The sequence below is a fragment of the Streptomyces sp. RLA012 genome, assembly GCF_056270325.1.
On record NZ_JBWDPA010000002.1, the window covers coordinates 11,475,655 to 11,498,228 of the forward strand.

Sequence of the window (22,574 nt, forward strand, 5' to 3'; positions counted from 1 at the left end):
ATGAGTTTCTCGGCAGAGGTAACGGGGCCTCCCCCTGAGTGGTGGACACGCTGATACTGGATCTGCTTGATCCGGAGGAAGCGAGAAGACCGCCGATGGCGATGAAGGACTACTCGGACGAGTTCAAGGCCGATGCCGTGGCCCTGTACGAGTCCACACCCGGGGCGATCTACAAGAGCATCGCTGCTGACCTGGGCGTCAACCGGGCGACCCTGCGTGAGTGGGTGCTGCGGGACCGCGAACGCCGTGGCATCACCGCCGCGATTGCGAAGCCGGGCGCCCGGCCTCGGGAGGCGGTGCCGTCCGGCTGGTCCGCGGGCGCCTGTCACTCTCCCGCCACCTTTCCTCCCTGCCGGACCAGGAGGTGGACCATGTCCGGTGAGTACGAGCGTCCTGTCTGGCTTACCGAGAGCGTCGCCCAGTTGGAGAGTGTTCGGGTGGACTGGCCGGTGTCCGCAGAGGAGTTGCGTCGCCGAAGCATCCGACGCCGTCAACGCCGTACCCGTTCTGCCGCCCTTGCGGCGATTGTCGTGGCGGCACTCGGTGCGGGCGCCTACTGGAATTCCGTGGGCGCGGACCGATCGGCGGAAGATCCCGCCCGCCTCGGTGAGGTTTCCAAAATATCAGCGGCCCAGGAGAAAATGCGGGCTTACTACTCGGTTCTGCCGGATGCCTTCGCCACCCGGCATTCGACGTCGAAGCTGCGGAAGCTGATGACCGCGTATTTCACGGACACGGCACTGAAGCGAGAAGTTGTTCTCGAAGGCCGCGGAGCCGGCGACCTGGCGGCCACGTGTGGGGATGTGGAGGCCACCACCACCTTCACCGTCGGCGACCCCCGTAGCGCCGGGGCCGACACCGTCCGTGCACGCGTGACGAGCAACAGTGCACCGGAATCGATCGAGGTCGACTTCGATCTCCGCACCATGAGAATCTTGAGATGGTCCTGCCCCGACGGGTCCTGACTTCTGCCGGCCGTCACGGGCCGTAGGCCCCGGGTACCGGAGGGCCGGTCCCCTCAGTCGGTCAGATCGACTGTCTCGACCAGCAGCACTGCCCCGGCCTGCGAGACCACCCCGCTGCCACCACCCTCGAGGCGGACACGTGGGTACACCCCGATACGCTTGCTCACCTGGAGAGTGCTTCCTTCCGTGCAGCCAACAGGACCCTAGACAGGTCCCATCGTTGCAGGTCAGAACAATGCCGGTGATTTAGGGTGTTTTCGCAGGTGAGGATAGGTGTCCTGGGTTCCCTGTGACTTTGAGTGAGTAGCTGACTTGGCTCGGAGGGCGGGGTTCGTCCCGGCGTTTGGCTTCGAAGGTGTTCCTCGGTGGCTTCTTCAGTCGTTGGCAGCGGCGGTCACGGCGTGAGGGCAGGAGGTCGTTGAGGAGTTCCTGGACTGCTTCGAGTCGGGCGGCGCACAGGGTCTGCGGGTTCGCTGCGGTCTGTCCGGCGGTCGTGAGCCGGGCGAGCTGCACCGTCGTGGTGAAGGAGATCCGGTCGGGATCGACCTCGCCCTGTTCGGCTGCGTGGACTTTGAGCGCGCATAGTGCCTGGTAGACGGTGAGGAGTGCGTAGATCTCCTGGCAGATGAGCTCGGGGGTCTTGGAGCGCAGGATGAAGCCGGCGCCGCGCAGCCGGTTTTTGACGGTCGGCCAGCAGCAGCATGCCGGGCCGCAGGGAGGCGAGCAGGCGGCGGGCGAGCTTGTGCTCGCTGAATCTGGCGATCGAGTCGAAGGCCGCGTCGATGATGGCGTGGGTGCCGCATTCGATCAGGGCCATAAGCCTGACCTGAGGGTTTCCGCTCTTGTTGGTGCCGTCGCGGCCGGTGAATCCGAACGCGGCGGCATTCCCCGGGTGTCCGGCACGTCCAGCGCGGTGCCGTCCCAGGCGACCAGCCGCAGGCCGAAGGCGAACGCTCCCGGGGTCGCGGGTGTCGCCTGGGCGCCGCACCGGCGTTCGAAGAGCGCCTGGAACGGCTTGTCGCCCAGGCGCTGGCGGGCTCTGGTGAGGGCCGAACTGGTGGGCAGGCGCTGGACGAGGCCGCCGGGCAGGTGCCGCAGTTTCTCGGTCAGGGCTCGCAGGACCACCCGGTATCCCGGTGGCCCGGCACTGTCGGAGCTGCTGAACAAGCACAGGGCCAGGACGAAGTAGACCACCGCGCGGGCTGGCAGAAGCCTGCGACGGCACTCTGCCCTTCCGGTCAACTCCAGTACCTCGTCGACCACTTCGGGGGTGATCTCCTCAGTGAGTACGCCGAGCCGGATCCGGTCGCCGAACTGCGGCTCCAACCGCCTACGGGGACTTCGAGGAGACATCGGACGGGGCGTCGGCATGACGATTGAGGCAGCAGTGATGGCAGACTGAGCGCCCAACGGGGCTCCCTTGCAGACAGTCGGATCTTGGTCGATCTTCTGTCCTACCGGGAGCCCCGTTGCCATGTCCCGAGATCATCTGGCGCATCATCAGATCGGGGCGAATCTCCGCATGCGCCCCAGGGGCCTACGCACCCAAAATCACCATCCGTATGGCGCCCACCTGCACCGATGCACTAAATCACCGGCATTGCAGGTCAGAAGCACTCTCCGCTTATTTAATCAGGCATGGACGAGCACGCTCATGAAAGCACGAGGTTAGTGCATGGGGGAATGGATGACGGAGTCGACGGTGATGGTCAGCAGGAGCCGGGTCTGGCCCGGGCCGCCGTACGAGGCGTAGGGGTGGCCTGTGTACTTCTGGGCGAGGTGTTCGATGCTCTCGGCGGCGCCGTCGGTCGTGGCGCTGGTGACGCGTCCCCGTACGGAGAAGTAGCGGGAGGTGTCATCCGGGTCGGCGATGCTGACGGCCACACGGGGGTCGCGTCGAACGTTTTTGGTTTTGCGGTAGCCCTCGACGGTGTTGATGAGGATGTGTTCACCATCGGTGTCGACCCAGGTCTGGGTGAGCTGAGGCGAGCCGTCCGGCATGGTGGTGGCGATGAAGCAGGGGCTGGGCCGGTTCAGCAGTTTGAGGAGTTCGCCGGGCAGGGGTGTCATGAGGTATCGCCCTTCCTGGGGGGGAAGCTGTCGGTTAGGAGGTGCCGATGCCGGCGGTGCGCTCAGCGCAAGGAACGGAAGGTGGTCCGGACTTCGTCAACGAAGAGTGCCGGTTGTTCCAGGGCCGCGAAGTGCCCGCCCACCTCAAGCTCGTTGAAGTGGACGACGTTGCTGTAGCGGCGTTCCACCCAGCGCTGGGACTTCCGGACGTGCTCCTCCGGGAACATGCTGAATCCGGTAGGCAGTGTGATCGGTGCGGCGGCGTTCGGCGCGGAGGGCCGTGCCGACCGTGCCATTTCCCAGTAGGTCCGCGCAGAGGACGTCCCGGTGTTGGGAAGCCAATAGAGCATGATGTCGTCGAGCAGCTCGTCCAGGGTGAAAGATGCTTCCGCGTCCCCCGGCGTGCCGCAGGTGTCCTGGAACATCGCGTAGATCCAGGCAGCCAGGCCGATGGGGGACTCCGCGAGGGAGTAGCCAATGGTCTGAGGGCGGGTTGCCTGCTCCTTGGCGTAGCCCGAGAGGTTCTCCCAGAAGTAGGCGGCGCTGTCGAGCATTGCCTGCTCGTGCTCGGTGGCGTCCCGGATCTCGTCGGGCGTTGGCGGGAACATGGCGAAGTTGAGGTGCAGCCCGACGCATCCGTCGGGGGCCTTGCGGCCGATCTCGTCGGTGACCGCGCATCCGAGGTCGCCGCCCTGGGCGCCCCATCGCCGGTAGCCGAGCCGGTCCATCAGCGTGATCCAGGCATCGGCGACCCGGGGGAATCCCCAGCCGGGTTCCGTAGGCCGGTCGGAGAACCCGAATCCCGGCAGCGACGGCACCACGAGATGGAAGGCGTCCCGCGGGTCACCGCCGTGGGCCGCGGGATCGGTCAGTGGGCCGATGACCTTGTGGAAATCGAGGACGGAGCTGGGCCATCCGTGGGTCATGACCAGCGGGAGGGCGTCCGGCTCAGGCGAGCGCACATGGAGGAAGTGAATGCCCAGACCATCGATGATGGTGCGTGACTGGCCGAAGCAGTTGAGGGTCTTCTCGCACCGCCGCCAGTCGTAGGTGTTGAGCCAGTAGTCGTGCAGCGCGCGGAGCTTCGCCAGCTGGGGTCCCTGGCTGGTGTCCAGAACGGTCTCTGGATCGGGCCACCGGGTGCGGGAGAGCCGCTCACGCAGGTCGGTCAGCTGTTCCTCCGGCACGGACAGGGTGAAGGGTTCGATGAGTTCGGACATGGGGCGTGCTCCTTACCGGGCGATACCGCGCCGACTGCGACGCGGGTGGATTCAAGGGGGGGCGGAATCCGGTGATTCAGAGGGTGTCGGGCTGACGGGTCCGTTCATCGGTGACAATCTCGGGCACCGCGTCCAGGACCTCCTGGAGCCAGGCGATCTCGGCGCGCAGCCTGTGCGCACTGTGACTGACCGCTAGCGCCTCGCTCACCGTCAGGTAGCCGCCGTCGATGGCGTTGGCGTTCAGCGCCTCGGTGTCCGAGAGCATGTAGGCGAGTTCATCCAGCCGGGATGCGATCACCGTGTGGAGCTCGTCCAGCTTCTCCGGGTCCAGGCGGGTGAGGGCCAGGTCGAACGGGTCCGGCTTCATCCAGATGTGGCGCAGACTCTCGGACTGGAGTTCCTTGAGACGCAGCCGCCCTTCACCGGTGATGCCGTACACCTGACGCTCGGGCAGATTGCCCTCCTTCTCGGTCCTGACCTCTTCGAGCAAGCCCTCAGCCAGCAGACGCTTGATCGCCTGGTACAGGCTGCCCACGGACACGTCCGTCCACAGGTGCAGATGTTCCCGCTCGGCCTGGAGGCGCACCCTATGCCCGTGCATCTCGCCGTTCCTCGCGAACGTGTCGAGGATGAACAACCTGATCGATGACATACGACTACTCTTACATGAGTACTCGTTCATAGGCAACCGGCCGATGTGCTGAACATCGGCTCCGGGAGCGACCGCGTCGAGGTCACGAACGGGATTCATCGCCGAGCTCACCGCCGTGACTGAACAGTGAGCGATTTCCAGCATCCCGATGCTGACCACAAGTTGGACGCCCCTGCGCAACGACAAAACTCCTGGTAGACGGGTTCTCGACCAAGATCACCCGTGCCTGCCAGGAGCTTCGCATGCTTGTCTACTCATCCTCGATCGATCTGTCCAGCCGAACCCTGCGGTTCCTTACCGGTCAACTGGCCGCGCGGCGGGCGAAGATCGGTACACGGTGGCGACGTCTGGCCGTCGGCCGCCAGGCTCTGCTCGCCCTCGCGCACCTGCGGTGCGGTGATACCTACGCCCAGCTCGCTGCCGGATTCGACATCGGGATCGCCACGGTCTACCGCTATATACGCGAAGCTGTCGAGGCCCTGGCCGCCCTCGCGCCTTCACTCGCCGAGGCGATGCGGACAATCCGCGAGAAGGCGTTCGTGATCCTGGACGGCACTCTGCTGCCGATCGACCGGATCGCTGCGGACTCCCCGTACTGCTCCGGGAAACACAAGCGCCACGGCATGAACATCCAGGTCCTCGCCGATCCGTTCGGACGCCTGCTCTGGGCCTCGCCCGCCCTGCCCGGATCGACCCACGACCTCACTGCTGCCCGACACCACGGAATCATCGACGCGCTCACCGAGGCGGGCCTGAAGTGCTGGGCGGACAAGGCGTATCAAGGCGCCGGCGGGCCTGTTCGAGTCCCGTTCCGCGGTCGCCGTCTGAAGGGGTGGAAGCGCCGCCACAACACCAGTCACGCCAAGATCCGATGCGTCGGCGAACGAGCTATGGCCACGCTCAAGGACTGGCGTCTTCTGCGGAAGCTCCGCTGCAGCACCAACCGGATCACCGACATGGTGAAGGCCGTCCTCGTCCTTCACCACGCGTCAATGTGAGGTTGGAAAACGCTCACTGATCTGGCAGCAATCCTCACGCTCGTATCTACGTCTCTGAGCCTGCCCACGCCACCCCAAATACCTTGTCCGGCACATGCAACCCCGCCGACAAGGCGAGATGAAGCGACTCGCGCAAGGCTGGAAGAACTGCGACAACGGCACCACAAACGCCTCTGAACCACACCACTAGCGGCAGTTCGGAACATGTTTCGGATCGTGGTGACCGATATGTCGGCATCTGCTGCGATCCGTTGGGCAGGCTGCTGCAGAATCTGTCAGCGATGGACAACTTCGGACAGGTGGTCGGCCTCCGCCGGGCAGCCGACCAACCCGACCTGCCGTCAACCCACGCCACCACCGGATTTAACGAACTACCGGTATCGAAGGCCATGGTTATCGCTGGGATACCGGGGCTAGGGTGAGGCCATGAGGGAACCCTTGCCCGCCGACATGTTCGACGAACTGTGCCCTTCCTCGCTCAATCCGATCCGATTCGGCGACAAGTGGGCGGCGTTCATCATCCGTTGCCTTGAGCACGGGCCGCGCCGGTTCTCCGAGTTGCGTGTGCCGCTGAGCCGCGTCACTCCCAAGGTCCTCACCCAGTCGCTGCGGTCCCTCGAGCGAGATGGTCTGGTCAAGCGCACCGTCTACGCCGAGGCCACCCCGCATGTCGAGTACGAGCTGACGCCGCTGGGCCGCAGCATGCTCCAACCGATAGCGGTCGCCTGCGCTTGGACGGAGGAACACTGGGACGAACTGCTCGACGCCCGCGAGTCGTACGACAACGCCACTCGCCTCGACCGCGCCGGATAGCGCAGCGCGAAGTGGTCCTGCGCTGCAAGAAGTCAGGCTCACACGGACCGCCGCTTACGGACTGTTGGGCAGCGAATTGATCTCGGGTGCAGCTGTTCCAACGGGTCCGATCGAATAGCGCAGGAGCCGGCTCGGGCGTCCTCGATGTCCATGCGGACGATGCAATGGCCCTCGATGCGGTGGACGTGGCAGAAGGACCCTGTGGAGATGACGGAACCGTCGAGGGACCGGACGACCTGGCTGATCCGGACCGCGACCCTGCCATCTGGCCGCCGCGTGAACGCGACCGGCCGGTCGTGGGTATGCGTGCGGGTCCACTGCTTCGTCCAGTACGCCCGGACGGCAGCCTTGCCTCGCAGCCTGCTCAAGCCGTCCGGCCGGTCGACGTCGTCGCTGACGAGAGCGAGCAGGCCGTCGACGAACTGCCTGTTGCAGGCCAGGCAGGCCCTCGACAGCAGTTCTTCCTCGGCGCTCACGACGGTCCACTGGCCCTCGGATCGCCGGCCCGGCTCGTCCGCGGCTGCCGTCACAGGCTCAGCAGCAGGTCCCGGACCGCTGCAGGCTGGGACAGGAACGGGTGGTGCCCGGCTTCGAGCTCGACGACGCTGCCGGCCCTGCGGGCGAACTCGCGCTGCAGCCGCGGCGGGGTGCCCCGGTCCTGAGCGCAGACGAGGTACGTCGAGGGCAACTGCTGCCATGCGGCCGCCCCGACCGGCTGCCCGGTCACCTGCACGCTCTGCCGGGCGAGGTGGTCCGCCGCCTGCGCCTGGACCTCGGGGTCGCAGTCCTGCAGGAACGTGTCCACGAGCAGCTCGGGGCGGACCCCGAACGTGCCGGCGTCGGGGTCGACGTCGAGGAACGGGGCGGGGCTGCCGTCCCCGAACTCCGACAGGCTCTGCCTGACCTTCCCCTCGTAGCGTAGAGACCCTGACTGCAGGGGAAGTTGAGGGTCATGGCAGGCAAGAGGCGGAAGTTCGACGCGGAGTTCCGTGAGGGGGCTGTGCGGATCGTCGCCGAGACCGGCAAGCCGATCGCGCAGGTCGCGGAGGATCTCGGGATCAACGAGACCACGCTGGCGAGTTGGGTGTCGCGGGCTCGCAGGGCGGCGGGGCCACGGCGACGGGTGAGAGCGAGGAGCTCGCGCGGCTGCGGCGGGAGAACGCGCAGCTGAAGAAGGACAACAAGGAGCTGGCCATGGAGCGTGATGTGCTCAAACGCTGCATGGTCTTGTGGGTGAAGTAGCTGTGGCGGACCCGGCGTTGCTTGTCGGGGTGATCAGCGACCAGAAGACCGTGCACAGCATTTCGCACCGCACCTCCTGTCGGGCCCTGGGCGTGTCGGAGGCGTGGTTCTACAAGTGGCGCCGCAGGCCGTCCGAGCCGACAAAACGCGAGATCAGACGCGCAGAGCTGGCCGAGCGGATCCGTTACTTCTTCGACTGCTCCGGCCGGACGTACGGCTCGCCGAGGATCACGCTGGATTTGTGGGAGGAGGGCTGGCAGGTGTCGCAGAACACCGTCGCCGAGATCATGGCCGAACTCGGCCTGCAGGGCCGCAAGCCGCCTCGTCGACGCCGCTCGCTCACCCGCCCAGGCAAGCGGAAGACCGCTCCTGACCTGGTGCGACGCAAGTTCGACGCCATCGCTCCCGACGTCTTGTGGTGGGGCGACATGACGGAGATCGAGACCGGAGAGGGCAAGCTCTACCTCGCATCCGTCCACGACGCCTTCTCCCGCCGCGCCCTTGGCTACGCGATGGGCGCGCGGCACGACGCCGCGCTGGTCAGCGCGGCCCTGCAGATGGCGATCGCGACCCGGGGCGGCCAGGTCGACGGCGTCATTTTCCATACGGACCGCGGCAGCGAATACACGTCCGAGGCGTTCCAGCAGCTGTGCGGCAGGTGGGGCGTGGTGCAGTCGATGGGGCGCGTCGGGTCGGCGCTGGACAACGCCGCCGCGGAGTCGTTCCACTCGGTCCTCAAGGTCGAGTACATCCACCGGCACACCTTCGCCACCCGCACCGAGGCCCGGCTGAAGACCGCCACGTGGATCGCGGACTTCTACAACACGAAACGCCGTCACAGCGCGGCCGGGGGGAAGCCACCCGCCGAGTTCGAACGGATCATCCAGGAAGCGCGAGCTCGGACCGATCAGGAAGGCCGGGCCGCATAACCAACGTCTCTACGCAACCAGGGGATTGACATCTCGCAGTTGCCTCCGGGAAGGAGTGACCCGCCACCTCGGCGAACCCTCCTTGTCAGCACTAGCTCCCGGCGAACTTGTTGATCAGGTTGTGGGGTGTGTCGTCGCCCAACATCTCGTGGAGATCGGGGGCATCGACGGCGGACGCGGCGCTGCGGGGGAATATGGCCTGCTCGTATTCGGTGAGCGCGGCCTCTATGTCGTCGGGGTGCGCGGCGATGGCCTTGCCGAGTTCGGCGCCGTCGTACATGGCCAGGTTGGCGCCTTCGCCGTTCGGGCCCGTGAGGTGGGCGGCGTCACCGAGCAGGGTCACCCCAGGCGCCCGATCCCACCGGTGCTCGATGGGCAGGGTGCAAAGGGTGCGCAGGACCGGTGTGGTCTCACCATCGGTGACCAGGGCAGTGAGCTCTGGTGCCCAGCCGTCGAACTCCTGAACGATCCGCGCGGTGGCCGCGTCGGGATCGGTGAAATCGATACCGGCGAACCAGTCCTGCGGCCTGGAAAGCATCACCCAGGTGTGGAGGTTCCCGTCGCGCTCCCGGTGAGCCATGATCCCCTTTCCCGGCTCAAGCACCATCAGCGCTCCGCCACCGACGGTCTTCGCGCTGGTCGGGTGCCGCGTGTCACCGTCGAACAGGTAGGTCTCGACGAACGAGATGCCGATGTACTCGGGTGCCGCGTCGGAAAGCAACGGCCGGACTCGGGACCACGCGCCGTCCGCGCCGACCAGCAGGCTCGTGACGGCGGTGGTGCCGTCGGCGAAGGCCACCTCATGGCGGCCCCCGCCGAGGGCACGGACACCGCTGACCTTGTGCCCCCACCGAACAGTGCCGGCCGGGAGCGAGTCGAGCAGCATCTGCCGCAGCTCGCCGCGCTGCACCTCGGGGCTGCCACCCGTACCGTCGTCGGGCACCTCGAGCAGGACGTTCCCGTCCCGGTCCAGGACCCGCATCGCCTGACGTCCCTCCAGGATGAGGCCGCGGAACTCGTCGATCAGGCCGGCCGCCTGCACAGCCAGTTGGCCGTTGTAGTCGCGGATGTCGAGCAGCCCGCCCTGCGTGCGCGCCGTCGAGGAAGGCTCCGCCTCGTAGACCGTGGACGGGATCCCGTGGACGTGCAGGACACGGGCGAGCGTGAGACCGCCGAGTCCGGCACCGATGATCGTGACGTGAGTGGTCATAGTGATTCCTCGCATGTTCACGCCTGCCGGATGGACGCCCGGCAGGATCTCCGCAGAACGTTCCAGATCCCACCGACAAAGCACCCACACCTCAGCGACACCGTCACCGACGGCCGACAGCGCACCGACAGCACACCGACACCACGGACGCGCAAGTCGGAGCGGCGTACAGAAGCGCACACCCGTAAGCGCATCATCGAGGCTGCCGTCGAACTGCTCGACGCAGCCGGCGAGGGCGGAATGACATTCCGAGCACTGACCGAGCGCCTTGCCACCGGGCCCGCGGCGATCCATTGGCATGCTGCGAACAAGAGCCACCTGCCCGGCACCGCGACCGATGCCTCAGCAGCTGACGGCAGGCTCAGCCACCACACCCCCAGCCATCGGATCCGACGCCACCGCACATCCAACCGCCGAAACCGCCACCCCGGCGAACCTTCCCGGTGAGAGCACCAGTCGGCCTGGGCCTGTACGGATCCCGGCTTGGCCCGGTGGCTCGAGGGCGAGGCGGCGGCGGTGTTCCCTTGCGCCGGGCAGGTGCCGGGTGCGGGAGAGGGCGGACGGCCGCCGGAGATCCAGAGCCTTGAGGCGCTGAAGTTCCTGTGGGAGTTGTTCCTGGTGCCGCTCGCCGAGGAGATGGCGCCCGGCGTACGGGCGGCTCTGGACGCGTTCGGTCCCGATGCCGTCGTCGCCGATCAACAGGCGCTCGCCGGTGGGCTGACGGCGGAGTGACTCGGTGTTCCGTGGGCCGCCTCGGCCACCACGTCGGCCGAGTTCACCGACGTCCTGGCGGGGCATGCCCAGGGGCGCGGACTGGCTGGACGGAGCCCTCCGGGCCCTGCGCAGCCGGATCGGCGACCCGTCCGGCACTGCCGACCCCCGCTTCTCCCCGCACCTGGTACCCGTCTTCAGTACCCCGGAGTTCGTGGGACCGGACGCCCGGCGGGACGGGCAGATCCGCTTTGTCGGCCCCTCGATCGTGGGCCGTCCCGCCGGATCCGACTTCACTGGGACTGGCTCGACGACTCCCGTTCCCGCGTCCTCGTGACGCTCGGCGTCGCCAACACCGATGTGGGGGCGCGCTTCCTGGGCGGGTGCCTGGCCGCCATCCTCGAACGGACCGACCGGCTGCAGGCGGTGATCGTCGACCCGGGCCGCGAACTCGGCGCCGACACCCACGACAAGGACGTCTTTGTTCTCCCTCTCGGTCCCTCAACTCCCGCTCCTGGAACGGGTGGACGCGGTAATCTGCCACGCCGGTCACAACACCTGTGCGAGGCCCTCTGGCATGGCGTCCCCCTCGTCGTGGCTCCCATCCGCGATGACCAGCCGGTCGTGGCCGGACCCGGGCAGGTGACCGACGCAGGCGCGGGCGTAAGTGTCCGGTTCGGCCGGGTCACCGCCGGGCGGCTGGGCACCGCGCTGGACGCCGTACTGCACGATCCCGCCCATCGCGCGGCGGCCGACCGGATCCGCACGGCGTTCCGCGCGGTCGGCGGCAGCGGGGCGGCCGCGACCCACACCTGGAGCCGCCAATGGCGCGCTCCCGAGGAGGACCAGTGAGCAACGACCACAAGAACCGCACCCACGAGCCCGAGCCCGTGTCCCCGGACCGAGCCGAGCAGGTCGCCGCGCTGCGCCCGGTCTACCGGGCCGACCTCGCCGAAGGCCTGGACCGCTTCTTCGAACCCCGGCGCGACACCTGCCCGTGGTGCGGCTCGCCCCGGTTGGCGACGCGGCTGCGCACCACGGACCTGATCCAGCACAAGCCAGGCCGTTTCGTCCTCGACCGGTGCGAGGGATGTCGGCACACCTTCCAGAACCCGCGGCTCAGCGAGGCCGGCCTGGAATTCTATTACCGCGATTTCTATGACGGTCTGGGCGAGAAGCAGCTCGCCATGACCTTCGCAAGCCGGACGAAAATGTACGTGGAGCGTGCCGAGTCCCTGGTCCCCTTCGCCCCCACGCCCAAGAACTGGCTGGACGTCGGCACCGGTCACGGCCACTTCTGTGAGGCGGCCCGCACTGTCTTCCCGGACACGAGCTTCGACGGCCTCGACTTCACCGACGGCGCCGAACTCGCCGAGCGCGCCGGACGCGTGGACCACGGCCACCGGGGCAGCTTTCCCGAGCTGGCCGAGCAACTCACCGACGGCTACGACGTCGTCAGCATGTTCCACTACCTGGAGCACAGCACGGAACCGGCCCGCGAACTTCAGGCTGCGCACCGAGCCGTCCGACCTGGCGGCCACCTGCTGATCGAGGTCCCGGACCCCGACAGCCGCTATGCCCGCCTTCTCGGCCGCTGGTGGCTGCCCTGGCTGCAGCCGCAGCACCTGCACTTCGTCCCGGTCGAGAACCTGCGCGCTCGTCTCACGGACCTCGGCTTCACGGTGGTCGCGGAGCAGCACGCCGAACCCCACGACCCCGTCGACCTGCTGGCCGCCGTCTGGTTTGCCCTGGACGCGGCCGCACCGCGCGACGACCTGCCCTGGCTGCCGGTCCCGCCGTCCCGCCTCCAGCGCATACTGCGCGCCACGACAGTGATCGCCGGCATCCCGGCCTTGCTCCTGGGCAGGCTGCTGGACCTCCTCGTCGTCAAACGCGTGGCCCGGCCCCTGGGCCTTTCCAACGCCTACCGGCTGGTGGCCCGCCGGGACTGACCCTCGCGACCCGTACCGTCCTACGATGCCCTGCTGCCGGGCCCGGCGCGACCGCGCACCGGGCCCGGCAGCGTCCGTTCGGACGGCCTGTCAGAAGACGCGTCCGACGTCCCGGCGGACAATGGTCTCCATGCTGTGCTCGGCGAGCGCCGCGATGGTGTAGGACGGGTGCAGGCGCCCGTGGAGCCGGGGATGCGGGCGCCGTCCAGGACGTAGAGACCCTGGTGGCCGAGGACGCGGCCGTAGAGGTCGACGGTCTCGCCCATGGGCACGCCGCCCAGCGAGTGCCAGGTGGAGGGCGCGGTAGCATTGGTGTCGATCATGAGGCCGCCGCTCACCGCGGCGATGGACTCCATGCGGGCTGTGATCAGCGCGAGGAGTGTGTTCGCCCCCCTGGTCAATGCGGCATCGAGATGCCGATGGAGGGACACCCGCTACTTTTGTCGGGTAGCGAGGGCGCATTTCGTCGCCCTCGCCCCCTCAGAACCGTACGTGCACGTTATCCGCGCATACGGCTCAAGCAAGTCCTGAAGGGTGAGGGAGGACTTGGTCGACTCCGGCACGGTGGGCATGTGGGGGGCATCCTGCCTGGTCGTTGCGTCAGGTGGTGCGGGAGGCTTCGGCCGGTAGGATCCATTTCCGCTGATCGGCCTGCCTGCCTTGCCCGTTGCCGCCGCCTGCCTGATATCGCTGACCGTCTCGCAAAGGCACCGGCTGAAGGCGATGGCCTACGGCCACAAGACCCCTCACCGGGCCCTGATACGCGCGCACGTCGTGCTCCACGCCGCGCGCGGCCGCTCCAACGCGCGCATCGCCCTCGGCTCGGGCCTGCACCTGGACACGGTCCGCACCTGGCGGGGCCGGTTCGCAGAAGAGGGCCTGCCGGGCTTGGCCGACCGCAAGCGCTCCGGGCGCCCGCCCTCGTTCACGGCGTTGCAGACCGCCCAGGTCAAGGCACTGGCCTGCCGACTGCCCGCCGAAACCGGCATCCCCCTGCCGCGCCGGCCGTGCCCGGAGCCGGCCCGCGAGGCCGTCGCATCACCCCGGCCCTGTCGGCCTCCACCGTGCGCCGCCGGCTGCACGAGGGCGCGATCAAGCCCTGGCGGCACCGCTCCTGGATCTTCATCACCGACCCGCACTTCCCTGCCAAGGCCGCCAGCGTCCTGGACCTGTACGCCCGCACCTGGCAGGGCGAACCACTCAGGGCCGACGAGTACGTCATCAGCGCCGACGAGAAGACCTCCATCCAGGCCCGCTGCCGCTGCCATCCCGCCCTGGCCCCAGGCCAGGCCCGGGCCATGCGCGTCAACCACACCTACGGCCGCGGCGGTGCCCTGGCCTACCTGGCTGCCTACGACGTCCACCGCGCGAGGGTGTTCGGCCGCACCGAACCACGCACCGGCATCGACCCGTTCATGAACCTGGGCACCCAGGTCATGAGCCACGAGCCGTACGCCAGTGCCAAGCGCGTGTTCTGGATCGTCGACAACGGCTCCTCTAACCGAGGCAAGAAAGCCGCCGGCCGCCTGACCAGAGCGTTTCCGAACGCGGTCATGGTCCACACCCCCGTCCACGCCTCCTGGCTCAACCAGGTGGAGATCTACTTCTCCGTCGTACAGCGCAAGGTCGTCTCGCCCAACGACTTCACCGACCTGGCCCAAGTCCGGGACCGGCTCGGATCATTCGAAGACCGCTACAACGCCACAGCGAAGCCGTTCCAGTGGAAGTTCACCACCACCGACCTGGACGATCTGCCGGCCAGGCTCGACCGGCACACCGCCGATCACCACGAAGAATCCTCCGCCGGACTGGCAGTGTGATCAACCCCCGAAGGACCTCCGGAGCCGACCACTAGTAGTAGGACTCCGTTAGGTCTGTCTCTCGGTCCTGTTTGGGGGCATGGTGGGGGTGTGGACGCACATGAAGTGAACGGTGCTCGGGCGAAGTTGGCGTTGTTCGTAGCTGATGTGTTCGCGTCGGTGCCGCGCAAGGATCAGCGGGCGAAGGGCGACTGCTGTCTGCGGGGACTGATGCTGGACGGGCGGCGCAAGTCCATCCAGGCCATGGCGGAGCGGCTGCCGGACGGCAGCGAGCAGAACCTGCAGCAGTTCGTGAACCAGTCGACCTGGGACCCGGTGCCGGTACGGCGGCGGATTGCGGAGCGGATGGTGCCGCAGATCGGCCCGGATGCCTGGGCGGTCGATGACGTGTCGTTCCCCAAGGACGGGAAGATGTCGGTGGCGGTCGCGCCCCAGTGCTGATGCTGTTGGCAAATCCGCCGCGGGGAACACTCTCCCCGGAAGCCGTGAGCACTAGATCGATCTAGTGCTCACGGCTTCCGGCACACATGCCGCGGAGCCGACGTGGCCGACCGGGTTGGCCAACAGCATCAGTACTGCAGGGCTTTGGGCAAGCAGGCCAACGCCAGGTCGCGGTGAGCATGCACGCGGTCTCCGACACCGCGTCCTGTCCGCTGCAGTGGCGGTTGTTCGTGCCCGGGGAGTGGGCGCACGATGCCGTACTGCGGCAGAAGACCGGGATACCGCAGGAGGTCGGGCACCGGGAGAAGTGGCGCCTGGCCCTGGACACCATCGACGAGCTGGCCGGGTGGGGTCTGGTGCCGCCGGTGGTGGTGGCCGACGCCGGTTACGGGCAGAACGCCGACTTCCGGGCCGGCCTGAGCGAGCGGGGCATCGGCTATGCCGTGGCGGTCCGTTCGGATATGACCGTCCACCCGCACGGCCCCGAGCCCCTCACGCCGCCGTGGTCGGGCAACGGCCGCAAGCCGCAGCCCCGCTACCGGGACAAGCCGTCCCCGGTGGCCGCGCCGGCGATGAGCCACGGACGGACGGCATTCCACGAGGTCACCTGGCGGCAAGCCTCCCGCGGGCCGATGCGCTCGCACTTCCTGGCAGTGCGGGTGCGGCCCCCCGGCGTCAGGGCCCGCCGTCTGGCCCAGGCCGCCGCAACCGCCGGACACGGCCACTGGGACGGCGTCCTGCCCGAAGTAACACTGCTGGTCGAATGGGCCGTCACCCCGGATGTTGGACACCGTAGACACTGGATCTTGAGGGTCTGGGAGAACGGAGTCCCTGTGGGGATGAAGCAGTATCCGCCGGAGTTCAAGGCGGACGCGGTCGCGCTGTACCGGTCGAGGCCGGGAGCGACGATCAAGCCGGTCGCCGCCGGTCTGGGGGTCAACACTGAAACGCTGCGCAACTGGATCAGGGCCACCGACGAACGACGCCCGGGCTCCCACTCGGCAGCCGGGGCCACCGCGACGGCACCGGCTGGGGATTCGGTAGGGGTCGAGCTCGCCGCCGCACGCAAGAGGATCCGCGAGCTGGAGGAGGAGCGCGACATCCTGCGCAAGGCAGCCCGGTATCTCGCAACGGAGACGCGCTGGTGAACCGCTTCCAGTTCGTTGCCGACCACCAGCGCCGCCACGGCGTGAAGCGGCTGTGCATCATCCTGGGCATCGCCCGCTCGAGCTTCCACTACTGGCGCAAGACCGCCGCAGACCGCGCTGCCCGCCAGGCGGCCGACGCAAAGCTCGCCGTGAAGATACGCATCGTCCACCAGGAATCGGACGGCACCTACGGCGTCCCGAGGATCACTGCCGAACTCCGCGAGGCGGCGAGCACGTCAACCACAAGCGCATCGCTCGCGTCATGCGCACGATCGGCCTGGCCGGCGTCCGCCTGCGCCGCAGGCACCGCACCACCGTCCCGGACCCGGCCGCCGCGAAGGCCCCGGACCGGACCGGCCGCGACTTCACTGCCGAGGAGGTGAACACCAAGTACGTGGGCGACATCACTTACCTGAGCATCGGCGGCGGGAAGTTCTGCTGTCTCGCGACGTGATCGATCTCGCGTCACGGCGCCCGGCCGGCTGGGCACTCGCCGGTCACATGCGCACCGAGCTCGTCATCGACGCCCTCGCGGCGGCCGAACGGTGCCGCGGCAGCCTCAAGGGCGTCATCATGCACACGGATCACGGGGCTCAATACACGAGTAAGGCGTTCGCTGACGCCTGCCGCCGGGCGGGCGTGCTCCAAAGCATGAGTGCGGTCGGCAGTTCAGCCGGCAACGCCGCCGCGGAAAGCTTCAACGCGACCTTCAAAAGAGAGACGCTGCAAGGCCGAAAAAGCCGGCCAAACGAGCGCACAGCACGTCTCGACGCCTTCCGCCGGCTCCACCGCTACAACACCCGACGCCGTCACTCCCGCCTGGGACAACACAGCCCCATGGCCTACGAGACGGCCACCACAACAATATCAACTAGCCTTACCGAAGCCGCAAAAGCCCGTGTCCAGAATCCGGGGTCAGGGCCCCCCGGCCGCAACGTCCCGTCGTGTACGGGAGTTCGGCCGGGGGTGGGACGTGACGGCCCGGGTGATCGGTCAGCGGGTCGGTGCTTCGACGCCCGTCTGTGCGAGGACCGGCGGCATGAGCCGTGCACCGCTGATGGTGATCCGCGCGACGGCAGCGTTCAGCTCCTCGAGTTCGTCGGGGCTGAACCTGACTTCTTCCGCGCCGATGTTCTCCAGAAGGTGGGACAGCCTGGTGGTGCTGGGGATCGGTACGATCCACGGCTTCTGGGCAAGCAGCCAGGCGAGGTCGATCTGGGCGGGCGTGGCACCCTTGCGTACGGCCCACTCCTGGAGCAACTGCACCAGTGCCATGTTGGCGGGCATGTTGTCCGGGCTGTTGCGGGGCACAGCGGCCCGGAAGTCGCCCTGCGCGAACTGGGCGTACGGATTGATCGTGCCGGTCGTGAAGCCCATGCCCAGCGGCGCCCAGCACACGAAGCCGATGCCGAGTTCTTCGCAGAGCGGCAGGACCTGCTCCTCGGGTCCGCGCCACAGCGTGGAGTACTCGTTCTGGATCGCGGTGAGCGGCTGGACCGCGTGGGCCCGGCGGATGGTCTGCAGCCCCGGCTCGGAAAGGCCCCAGTGCAGCACCTTGCCCTGGGCCATGAGGTCCTTCACCGTGTCCGCGACGTCCTCGATCGGGACGGTGGGGTCGACGCGGTGCTGGTAGAGCAGGTCGATGTGGTCCGTCCTGAGCCGCTTCAGCATGCCGTCGACGGCTCGGCGGATGTGGTCCGGTCGGCTGTTCAGGCCGCCTCGGGCTCCCGTGTCCGGGTCGATGTCCCAGCCGAACTTGGTCGCGATCACCACGTCGTCGCGGACGGGTCGGAGGGCGTCCCCGACGATCCGTTCCGACTCGAGCGGCCCGTACGCCTCTGCCGTGTCGAAGAACGTCACCCCCTGGTCGACGGCTGTCCGGATGAGGGCGACCATGTCCTTGCGGCTGGTGACGGGGCCGTAAAGGTTGCCCGGCATGGTCTGGCAGCCGAGGCCGATGCTGGAGACTTTCAAGGACCCGAGTCGGCGGCGACCGGTCTGCGTGATGGCTGCGGTCACCTGGTTACGATGCCGTGTGGGGGCCCCGGTGCCCGTGACGGGTGACGCTGCGTGTGCCTGTAGCGGCGCGGCCCCCGTCACGGCCACCAGCGAGGTCGCTGCGAGTGCGGCCGCGCTCAGGAAGCCGCGACGGCCGCGGTCTGTCGAGCTGCCGTTCGGCGTGCTGTCCTGTTCGTGCATGGATTACATCCCTCATGGTCGTCGGTTGTGAGCACCCTCGGTACGTCACCGTCGGTGACGAAGGAGTGGATTCTGTTGCCTTGGTCGGGTTGTGGTCCCCGCCCGGACGGGCCGCGTCAGGGTCGGCCTTGTCGAGCGGCCGAAGTGGACCGTGCCCGAGATGAACCCCTGGGCACTTCGTCCGGCGGCTTCGTCCACGTCCGTGGCTCCGGATGATGCCCACGCTCGTCCGGCGATGGGCGTCGTCTGGTTCCGATGATGCCGGGCGGTCAAGCTGAGTCAATCAGCGTTCCCGTCGGGGTGGGAGGGCGTGATCTGCCAGGTAACAGCAGTGCCCCTCAGTCTCGGACAGGGCACTCTCGGCCTGACTTGGCATGGAAGCATTACGGAGGCTCGCGCGCTCCAGGCTCCGCCGCAATCCACTGGAGGGTTCGTCGGCACGGAACAGAACAACAGCCTGGCGAAAAGAGGACGTTGCCCTGGTCGCAGCGGTGCCGGGTACCCCTTCGGCCAAGGGGAGCGCGGTCCAAGAATTGGTCGCCCGTGCGACTGGCCGGGGTCGAGCGGGACGCCCCTGATCTGATCGAGCTCGTCGATGAACTCCTGTGCAGCAGCACGGAGTTCGTCCACCTGTGGGGGCGGTACGTGGCCGTGGGATACGCCAGTCTCGGCTTCTGGAGCACGACGTTGCACCGTGCGCAGGGAGGAAGCCGACAGCCGCCTGCGGGCGCGTTTGCGCAGGGCGTGCCCGCCGCCGCCCCGAACACATCAGCATCGCGGCGCAAGGCCGTTGACGATCAGCGTTGTGCGCCTTCGTCGACACGAGCGCGAGCCCGTGGTTCCAGCTGGACAGGGCACGGCAGGGGCCACCGTCAGCGGCAGGCCGTAAGTGACCCGGTGCTACCCCTCCCTCCGTCAGTTTCGGGTGCTCCGCACCACCGCGCGCCCGTCCGGCCATGCCAGATGCTCCGGAACGTGCGGTGAGGGCTGCCGATTGTCGCGCAGTCCGCCGGAGACTATGCCTGCCTTGACGCGAGTTCGATGACGGTGATGTCGGACGGTGCGCCCACGCGGACGGGCGGGCCCCAGGCGCCGGCGCGCCTGCTCACGTACAGCTGGGTGTCGCCGTAGCACTCCAGACCTGCGACGGTGGGGTTGGCCAGTTGGGCGAGGAGGTTGCCGGGCCAGAGTTGGCCGCCGTGGGTGTGGCCGGAGAGCTGGAGGTCGACGCCGTGGCGGACGGCGTCGTCGATGACGACGGGCTGGTGCGCGAGGAGGACAGCGGCGCGGGAACGGTCGCGGTCGCCGAGGGCCTCGCGGAAGTCGGGGCCCTGGCCCTCTTCTTCGCCCCGGACGTCGTTGACGCCGGCCAGGTCGAAGCCGGGCAGTTCCGTGCGGGCGTTCTCCAGCGGGCGCAGCCCCAGCTCCCGTACCTTCTCGATCCACGGCTCGGCGCCGGAGATGTACTCGTGGTTGCCCGTGACGAAGTACGTGCCGTGCCGTGCCCGGAGTTGGGCGAGTGGTTCGACGGCCGGGGTGAGGTTCTCGACGCTGCCGTCCACCAGGTCGCCGACGATCGCTATCAGGTCGGGCTGGGTCGAGTTGATGGTGTCGACGACTCGCTGGGAGCGGACAGCCTCTGCGGGCAGGCCGTCTCGTCTCCGCCGGCCTCGACCCGGCCCGCGCGCAGATACGCGCCAGCCTGTGCCGTCACCGTACGTTCCCACTGCTCGCTGCCCATGGCTGTGTCGTGCCTGCTGCCGTCGCCGGTGACGCTCAGGGTGCGGCCGAGGAGTTCTTCGGGGCCGCCGATGATCTGGGCCACGGCGGTGGGCCGGCCGGACGTCACCTCGTCGAGAGCCGCGGTCAGGTGGGGACGGTCGGTGGGGTCGATCCGCCGCACCAGGATGTCGAGTTCGCCGCCGCAGGTCAGGCCTACGGCGAAGGCGTCGTCGTCCGAGTAGCCGAAGCGTTCCCGGGTCGGGGGTTCGCCGGACTTCAGTACCTGTTGGCACAGCCCGTAGACGGCGCCCTCCACGCATCCTCCGGACACACTGCCGACCACGTTGCCGTCGGCGTCCACGGCCAGAGCCGTGCCGACGGGCAGCGGTGCGCTGCCGCTGACCTGGACGACGGTGGCGAGGGCGAAGGGGCGGGCCTCGCGACACCATGTGTGGAGCGTGTCCGCAATGTTCAGCATGGGTGGGGTCTCCAGGAAGGGCGGCGGACGCATTGGGGGGGGGAGGGCCCGGGCAGCGGTGCGTCCTGACCGCCGCCCCGGGGCTGGGCTCAGAGCAGGGCCTCGGCGGTGATGGGCAGGTCGCGTATCCGTCGGCCCGTGGCGTGGAAGACGGCGTTCGCGATGGCGGGCGCAACCCCGACCAGCACAACCTCGCCGAGGCCTTTGACGCCGATGGGATCGGCCTCGTCATCCCGGCCGTCGACGTACATCGCCTTCAGGTCGAGAACGTCGGCGTTGACCGGGACCAGGTAGTCGGCCAGGTTGGCGTTGACGATCCGGCCGTCGCGGTGGTCGGTGACGGTGTGCTCCAGCAGGGCCGCGCCGATACCGCCGACCATGGCACCGATGGCCTGGCTGTCGGCCAGCTTGGGGCTGATGATCCGGCCCGCGTCGAAGACGCCGAGCATCCGCCGCACTCGGACCAGGCCCAGGCGGGCGTCCACACCGACCTCGGCGAAGACTGCCCCGTAGGCGTACATCGAGGACCGGGACTGGCCTGGGGTCCAGGAGCCCATCGCCTCCAGGTACTCGCGCTTGTTGCGGGTGAGGAGCTGCTTGTACGTCTCCCCGCGTGCGGAGTTGTCCTTCACGTGCAGCCGCCCGCCCCGTACGACGATGTCGTCTGCCGCGACGCCGTACAGCGGTGAGTTCTCGTTCTCGACGGCGAGCTTGATCGCCTGCTGTCGCAGCTTGTCGCAGCCGTCCTGGACGGTGGAGCCGACGCTGGCCATGGTCAGCGAGCCGCCGTGGAGCGGGGCCGTGGGCATGTCCGTGTCGCCGAGCCGGAAGGTCACGTTGCGGACAGAGCCGGTCAGGCCCAGATGCTCGCGCAGCAGGTCCAGCAGCGAGGTGCGGTTGTCGACCGTGACGGTGTGTCGCTCGCCGTTGACGGTCAACGAGACGCGGCTGCTGGGAGAGGTCTCGGCGGCCGCGGCGTCCTCGACGCCGAGCAAGGACGGACCTGCGACCAGACCATCCGCCGCGAGGGCACCGCCGGCCGCGGAGGTCGTTGCTATGAAGGTACGACGTGATGGTGTGGACGGGGACCGGGTGGGGGGAGACGCGGCTGACTCTGAAGTTTCGGCAGACATGCGCCCTCTCTCGATACAAGGAAGGTGGGGGACTTGCTGATCGGCGTGAGCCCGCGAAGGAGGTTCGCCGTTGCCTCGCACGGCATTCCGGTTCCGTCCCCGGCCTGGTGGGCCAGCCGGCCGTGTGGCAGGGCGGGTTGTGCCAGGGAACGGTCAGCCAGGGTGTGACAGAGCCCCTCTCCCACCTGTCGCACGGGCCACAGGGCTGTCAGACTGTTTCGTTCGGAAACGGGGTCAGTCCCGGAGAGCACCGATGTGCCGCGGCCACGACCGGACCTCGGCATCGGCTTTCCGGACTTCCTCGCCGCGCACCGCGAGCCCTTCTCCGATGGTCGCGCCCAGGCAGGAGGCCGCGTAGTCGCGCTCGGTCGTGCCCAGGCCGCTCATCGCATACGTCGTGACCGGGTGCACGGTCTTGCCACGGAAGTCGAACTTCTCCGTGAACGTCGACATGATCATGGGGGCCCGGACGTTCCAGATGGGGCTGCCCAACAGCACCACGTCGTAACGGTCGATCGAGGACGGGAGATCGACGATGGCCGGTCGCGCATCGGCGGCCTGTTCGCGGACGTTGCGCGCGACCGTCGCGTCGTAGTCGTCGGGGTAGGGGTCGACGGCTTCGATGCGGTGGACGTCGCACTCGATGTGCTCGCGGATCATTTCGGCGAGTACTTCGGTGTTGCCGACCTTGAGATCGGTGCGCCCGCCGTTGTCGTAGTTCTCGCCCGGCCGGGAGAAATAGGCGAGCAGGACCCGCTTCCCGGACGAGTCGGCAGAGGCACGCCGCTCGGCAGGCGCCGGCGCGTCCCCGCTTGACGGGGACCCGGAACAGCCGGCGATCTCGACACCGGTCATGAAGGTGGCTCCTCCC

19 protein-coding genes and 10 pseudogenes are annotated in these 22,574 nt (G+C 68.2%); 16 read left to right on the top strand and 13 right to left on the bottom strand.

Annotated elements, in window-relative coordinates; all coding sequences use genetic code 11:
• Positions 1-95 precede the first annotated feature (95 nt).
• A pseudogene (locus RV986_RS52315) lies at positions 96-254 on the top strand (transposase); the annotation flags it as partial.
• Between the two features lie 1,518 nt (positions 255-1,772).
• Here the strand turns inward: RV986_RS52315 and RV986_RS52320 are convergent.
• The 4 genes from RV986_RS52320 to RV986_RS52335 form a co-directional block, all read right to left on the bottom strand.
• Positions 1,773-2,291: a transposase domain-containing protein gene (locus RV986_RS52320; RefSeq protein ID WP_475924122.1), complete on the bottom strand. Its 519-nt coding sequence runs from the start codon at positions 2,289-2,291 to the stop codon at positions 1,773-1,775.
• A 342-nt stretch (positions 2,292-2,633) separates the two neighbouring features.
• Positions 2,634-3,035: a PPOX class F420-dependent oxidoreductase gene (locus RV986_RS52325; protein ID WP_475924123.1), complete on the bottom strand. Its 402-nt coding sequence runs from the start codon at positions 3,033-3,035 to the stop codon at positions 2,634-2,636.
• A 62-nt stretch (positions 3,036-3,097) separates the two neighbouring features.
• Positions 3,098-4,255, bottom strand: coding sequence for an epoxide hydrolase family protein (locus RV986_RS52330; RefSeq protein ID WP_450556521.1), 1,158 nt, complete (start codon positions 4,253-4,255; stop codon positions 3,098-3,100).
• Between the two features lie 76 nt (positions 4,256-4,331).
• Entirely contained in the window at positions 4,332-4,907 is a 576-nt protein-coding gene (locus RV986_RS52335; protein ID WP_475924124.1) for a PadR family transcriptional regulator, read from the bottom strand.
• A gap of 242 nt (positions 4,908-5,149) precedes the next feature.
• Between RV986_RS52335 and RV986_RS52340 the strand changes: the two genes are divergently transcribed.
• Both RV986_RS52340 and RV986_RS52345 read left to right on the top strand, forming a co-directional pair.
• Positions 5,150-5,905 carry a transposase family protein gene (locus tag RV986_RS52340; protein ID WP_475924125.1) on the top strand — a complete coding sequence of 252 codons (756 nt, stop codon included), beginning with the start codon at positions 5,150-5,152 and terminating at the stop codon, positions 5,903-5,905.
• Positions 5,906-6,331: 426 nt separating this feature from the next.
• A complete protein-coding gene (locus RV986_RS52345) occupies positions 6,332-6,718 on the top strand; it encodes a winged helix-turn-helix transcriptional regulator (RefSeq protein ID WP_475924126.1) in 387 nt (128 codons plus the stop codon).
• A 38-nt stretch (positions 6,719-6,756) separates the two neighbouring features.
• On the opposite strand, the gene RV986_RS52350 is transcribed toward RV986_RS52345, so the two are convergent.
• A complete protein-coding gene (locus tag RV986_RS52350; protein WP_475924127.1) occupies positions 6,757-7,248 on the bottom strand; it encodes a nuclear transport factor 2 family protein in 492 nt (163 codons plus the stop codon).
• Positions 7,245-7,655 (bottom strand): alpha/beta fold hydrolase, encoded by a 411-nt coding sequence (locus RV986_RS52355; protein ID WP_475924717.1) that lies wholly within the window; start codon positions 7,653-7,655, stop codon positions 7,245-7,247. The genes RV986_RS52350 and RV986_RS52355 overlap by 4 nt, the downstream gene beginning before the upstream one ends.
• 15 nt (positions 7,656-7,670) lie before the next feature.
• On the opposite strand from RV986_RS52355, the pseudogene RV986_RS52360 reads away from it, so the two are divergent.
• The 3 genes and pseudogenes from RV986_RS52360 to RV986_RS52370 form a co-directional block, all read left to right on the top strand.
• A pseudogene (locus tag RV986_RS52360) lies at positions 7,671-7,778 on the top strand (transposase); the annotation flags it as partial.
• A gap of 20 nt (positions 7,779-7,798) precedes the next feature.
• Positions 7,799-7,960, top strand: coding sequence for a hypothetical protein (locus tag RV986_RS52365; RefSeq protein ID WP_475924719.1), 162 nt, complete (start codon positions 7,799-7,801; stop codon positions 7,958-7,960).
• The gene (locus RV986_RS52370) at positions 7,948-8,889 is read left to right on the top strand and encodes an IS3 family transposase (protein WP_475915735.1); all 942 of its coding nucleotides are present in this window, start codon (positions 7,948-7,950) and stop codon (positions 8,887-8,889) included. The genes RV986_RS52365 and RV986_RS52370 overlap by 13 nt, the downstream gene beginning before the upstream one ends.
• Positions 8,890-8,980: 91 nt before the next feature.
• Here RV986_RS52370 and RV986_RS52375 read toward each other — a convergent pair whose 3' ends face one another.
• Positions 8,981-10,099 (bottom strand): FAD-dependent oxidoreductase, encoded by a 1,119-nt coding sequence (locus RV986_RS52375; RefSeq protein WP_475924128.1) that lies wholly within the window; start codon positions 10,097-10,099, stop codon positions 8,981-8,983.
• Between the two features lie 192 nt (positions 10,100-10,291).
• On the opposite strand from RV986_RS52375, the pseudogene RV986_RS52380 reads away from it, so the two are divergent.
• The 5 genes and pseudogenes from RV986_RS52380 to RV986_RS52400 form a co-directional block, all read left to right on the top strand.
• Positions 10,292-10,450, top strand: a pseudogene (locus RV986_RS52380) (TetR family transcriptional regulator); the annotation flags it as partial.
• 132 nt (positions 10,451-10,582) lie between these two features.
• Positions 10,583-10,831 (top strand): hypothetical protein, encoded by a 249-nt coding sequence (locus RV986_RS52385; RefSeq protein WP_475924129.1) that lies wholly within the window; start codon positions 10,583-10,585, stop codon positions 10,829-10,831.
• 64 nt (positions 10,832-10,895) lie between these two features.
• On the top strand, positions 10,896-11,147 hold the full coding sequence (locus RV986_RS52390) for a hypothetical protein (protein WP_475924130.1): 252 nt from the start codon (positions 10,896-10,898) through the stop codon (positions 11,145-11,147).
• On the top strand, positions 11,144-11,662 hold the full coding sequence (locus RV986_RS52395) for a glycosyltransferase (protein WP_475924131.1): 519 nt from the start codon (positions 11,144-11,146) through the stop codon (positions 11,660-11,662). The genes RV986_RS52390 and RV986_RS52395 overlap by 4 nt, the downstream gene beginning before the upstream one ends.
• The gene (locus RV986_RS52400; RefSeq protein WP_475924132.1) at positions 11,659-12,762 is read left to right on the top strand and encodes a class I SAM-dependent methyltransferase; all 1,104 of its coding nucleotides are present in this window, start codon (positions 11,659-11,661) and stop codon (positions 12,760-12,762) included. The genes RV986_RS52395 and RV986_RS52400 overlap by 4 nt, the downstream gene beginning before the upstream one ends.
• A 20-nt stretch (positions 12,763-12,782) precedes the next feature.
• Here RV986_RS52400 and RV986_RS52405 read toward each other — a convergent pair whose 3' ends face one another.
• On the bottom strand, positions 12,783-13,118 hold the full coding sequence (locus tag RV986_RS52405; protein WP_475924133.1) for a GMC oxidoreductase: 336 nt from the start codon (positions 13,116-13,118) through the stop codon (positions 12,783-12,785).
• A gap of 367 nt (positions 13,119-13,485) precedes the next feature.
• Between RV986_RS52405 and RV986_RS52410 the strand changes: the two are divergent.
• The 5 genes and pseudogenes from RV986_RS52410 to RV986_RS52430 form a co-directional block, all read left to right on the top strand.
• Positions 13,486-13,725, top strand: a pseudogene (locus RV986_RS52410) (helix-turn-helix domain-containing protein); the annotation flags it as partial.
• A 44-nt stretch (positions 13,726-13,769) separates the two neighbouring features.
• Complete coding sequence (locus tag RV986_RS52415) at positions 13,770-14,582, top strand: transposase (RefSeq protein ID WP_475924134.1); 813 nt, start codon at positions 13,770-13,772, stop codon at positions 14,580-14,582.
• Positions 14,583-14,672: 90 nt separating this feature from the next.
• Positions 14,673-15,011 (top strand): annotated as a pseudogene (locus tag RV986_RS52420) (transposase); the annotation flags it as partial.
• Between the two features lie 138 nt (positions 15,012-15,149).
• Positions 15,150-15,790 (top strand): annotated as a pseudogene (locus RV986_RS52425) (IS701 family transposase); the annotation flags it as partial.
• 66 nt (positions 15,791-15,856) lie between these two features.
• Positions 15,857-17,050: pseudogene (locus RV986_RS52430) on the top strand (IS3 family transposase); the annotation flags it as partial.
• 114 nt (positions 17,051-17,164) lie between these two features.
• On the opposite strand, the gene RV986_RS52435 reads toward RV986_RS52430, so the two are convergent.
• From RV986_RS52435 to RV986_RS52455, 5 genes and pseudogenes are all read right to left on the bottom strand, one after another.
• Positions 17,165-18,190, bottom strand: a complete 1,026-nt coding sequence (locus tag RV986_RS52435) for an aldo/keto reductase (RefSeq protein ID WP_475924718.1) — start codon at positions 18,188-18,190, stop codon at positions 17,165-17,167.
• A gap of 1,196 nt (positions 18,191-19,386) precedes the next feature.
• A pseudogene (locus RV986_RS52440) lies at positions 19,387-19,998 on the bottom strand (metallophosphoesterase); the annotation flags it as partial.
• 2 nt (positions 19,999-20,000) lie between these two features.
• A pseudogene (locus RV986_RS52445) lies at positions 20,001-20,570 on the bottom strand (XdhC family protein); the annotation flags it as partial.
• 89 nt (positions 20,571-20,659) lie between these two features.
• Positions 20,660-21,574 (bottom strand): annotated as a pseudogene (locus tag RV986_RS52450) (xanthine dehydrogenase family protein molybdopterin-binding subunit); the annotation flags it as partial.
• Positions 21,575-21,937: 363 nt separating this feature from the next.
• Complete coding sequence (locus tag RV986_RS52455) at positions 21,938-22,558, bottom strand: flavodoxin (protein WP_475924135.1); 621 nt, start codon at positions 22,556-22,558, stop codon at positions 21,938-21,940.
• Between the last annotated feature and the right edge of the window lie 16 nt (positions 22,559-22,574).

What these genes read in the sequence shown, in the direction of transcription:
- RV986_RS52340 (WP_475924125.1), top strand. Translation starts at nt 5,150, where the DNA reads ATGCTTGTCTACTCATCCTCGATCGATCTGTCCAGCCGAACCCTGCGG.
- RV986_RS52390 (WP_475924130.1), top strand. Translation starts at nt 10,896, where the DNA reads ATGCCCAGGGGCGCGGACTGGCTGGACGGAGCCCTCCGGGCCCTGCGC.
- RV986_RS52325 (WP_475924123.1), bottom strand. Translation starts at nt 3,035, where the DNA reads ATGACACCCCTGCCCGGCGAACTCCTCAAACTGCTGAACCGGCCCAGC.
- RV986_RS52330 (WP_450556521.1), bottom strand. Translation starts at nt 4,255, where the DNA reads ATGTCCGAACTCATCGAACCCTTCACCCTGTCCGTGCCGGAGGAACAG.
- RV986_RS52345 (WP_475924126.1), top strand. Translation starts at nt 6,332, where the DNA reads ATGAGGGAACCCTTGCCCGCCGACATGTTCGACGAACTGTGCCCTTCC.
- RV986_RS52375 (WP_475924128.1), bottom strand. Translation starts at nt 10,099, where the DNA reads ATGACCACTCACGTCACGATCATCGGTGCCGGACTCGGCGGTCTCACG.
- RV986_RS52455 (WP_475924135.1), bottom strand. Translation starts at nt 22,558, where the DNA reads ATGACCGGTGTCGAGATCGCCGGCTGTTCCGGGTCCCCGTCAAGCGGG.
- RV986_RS52405 (WP_475924133.1), bottom strand. Translation starts at nt 13,118, where the DNA reads ATGGAGTCCATCGCCGCGGTGAGCGGCGGCCTCATGATCGACACCAAT.
- RV986_RS52335 (WP_475924124.1), bottom strand. Translation starts at nt 4,907, where the DNA reads ATGTCATCGATCAGGTTGTTCATCCTCGACACGTTCGCGAGGAACGGC.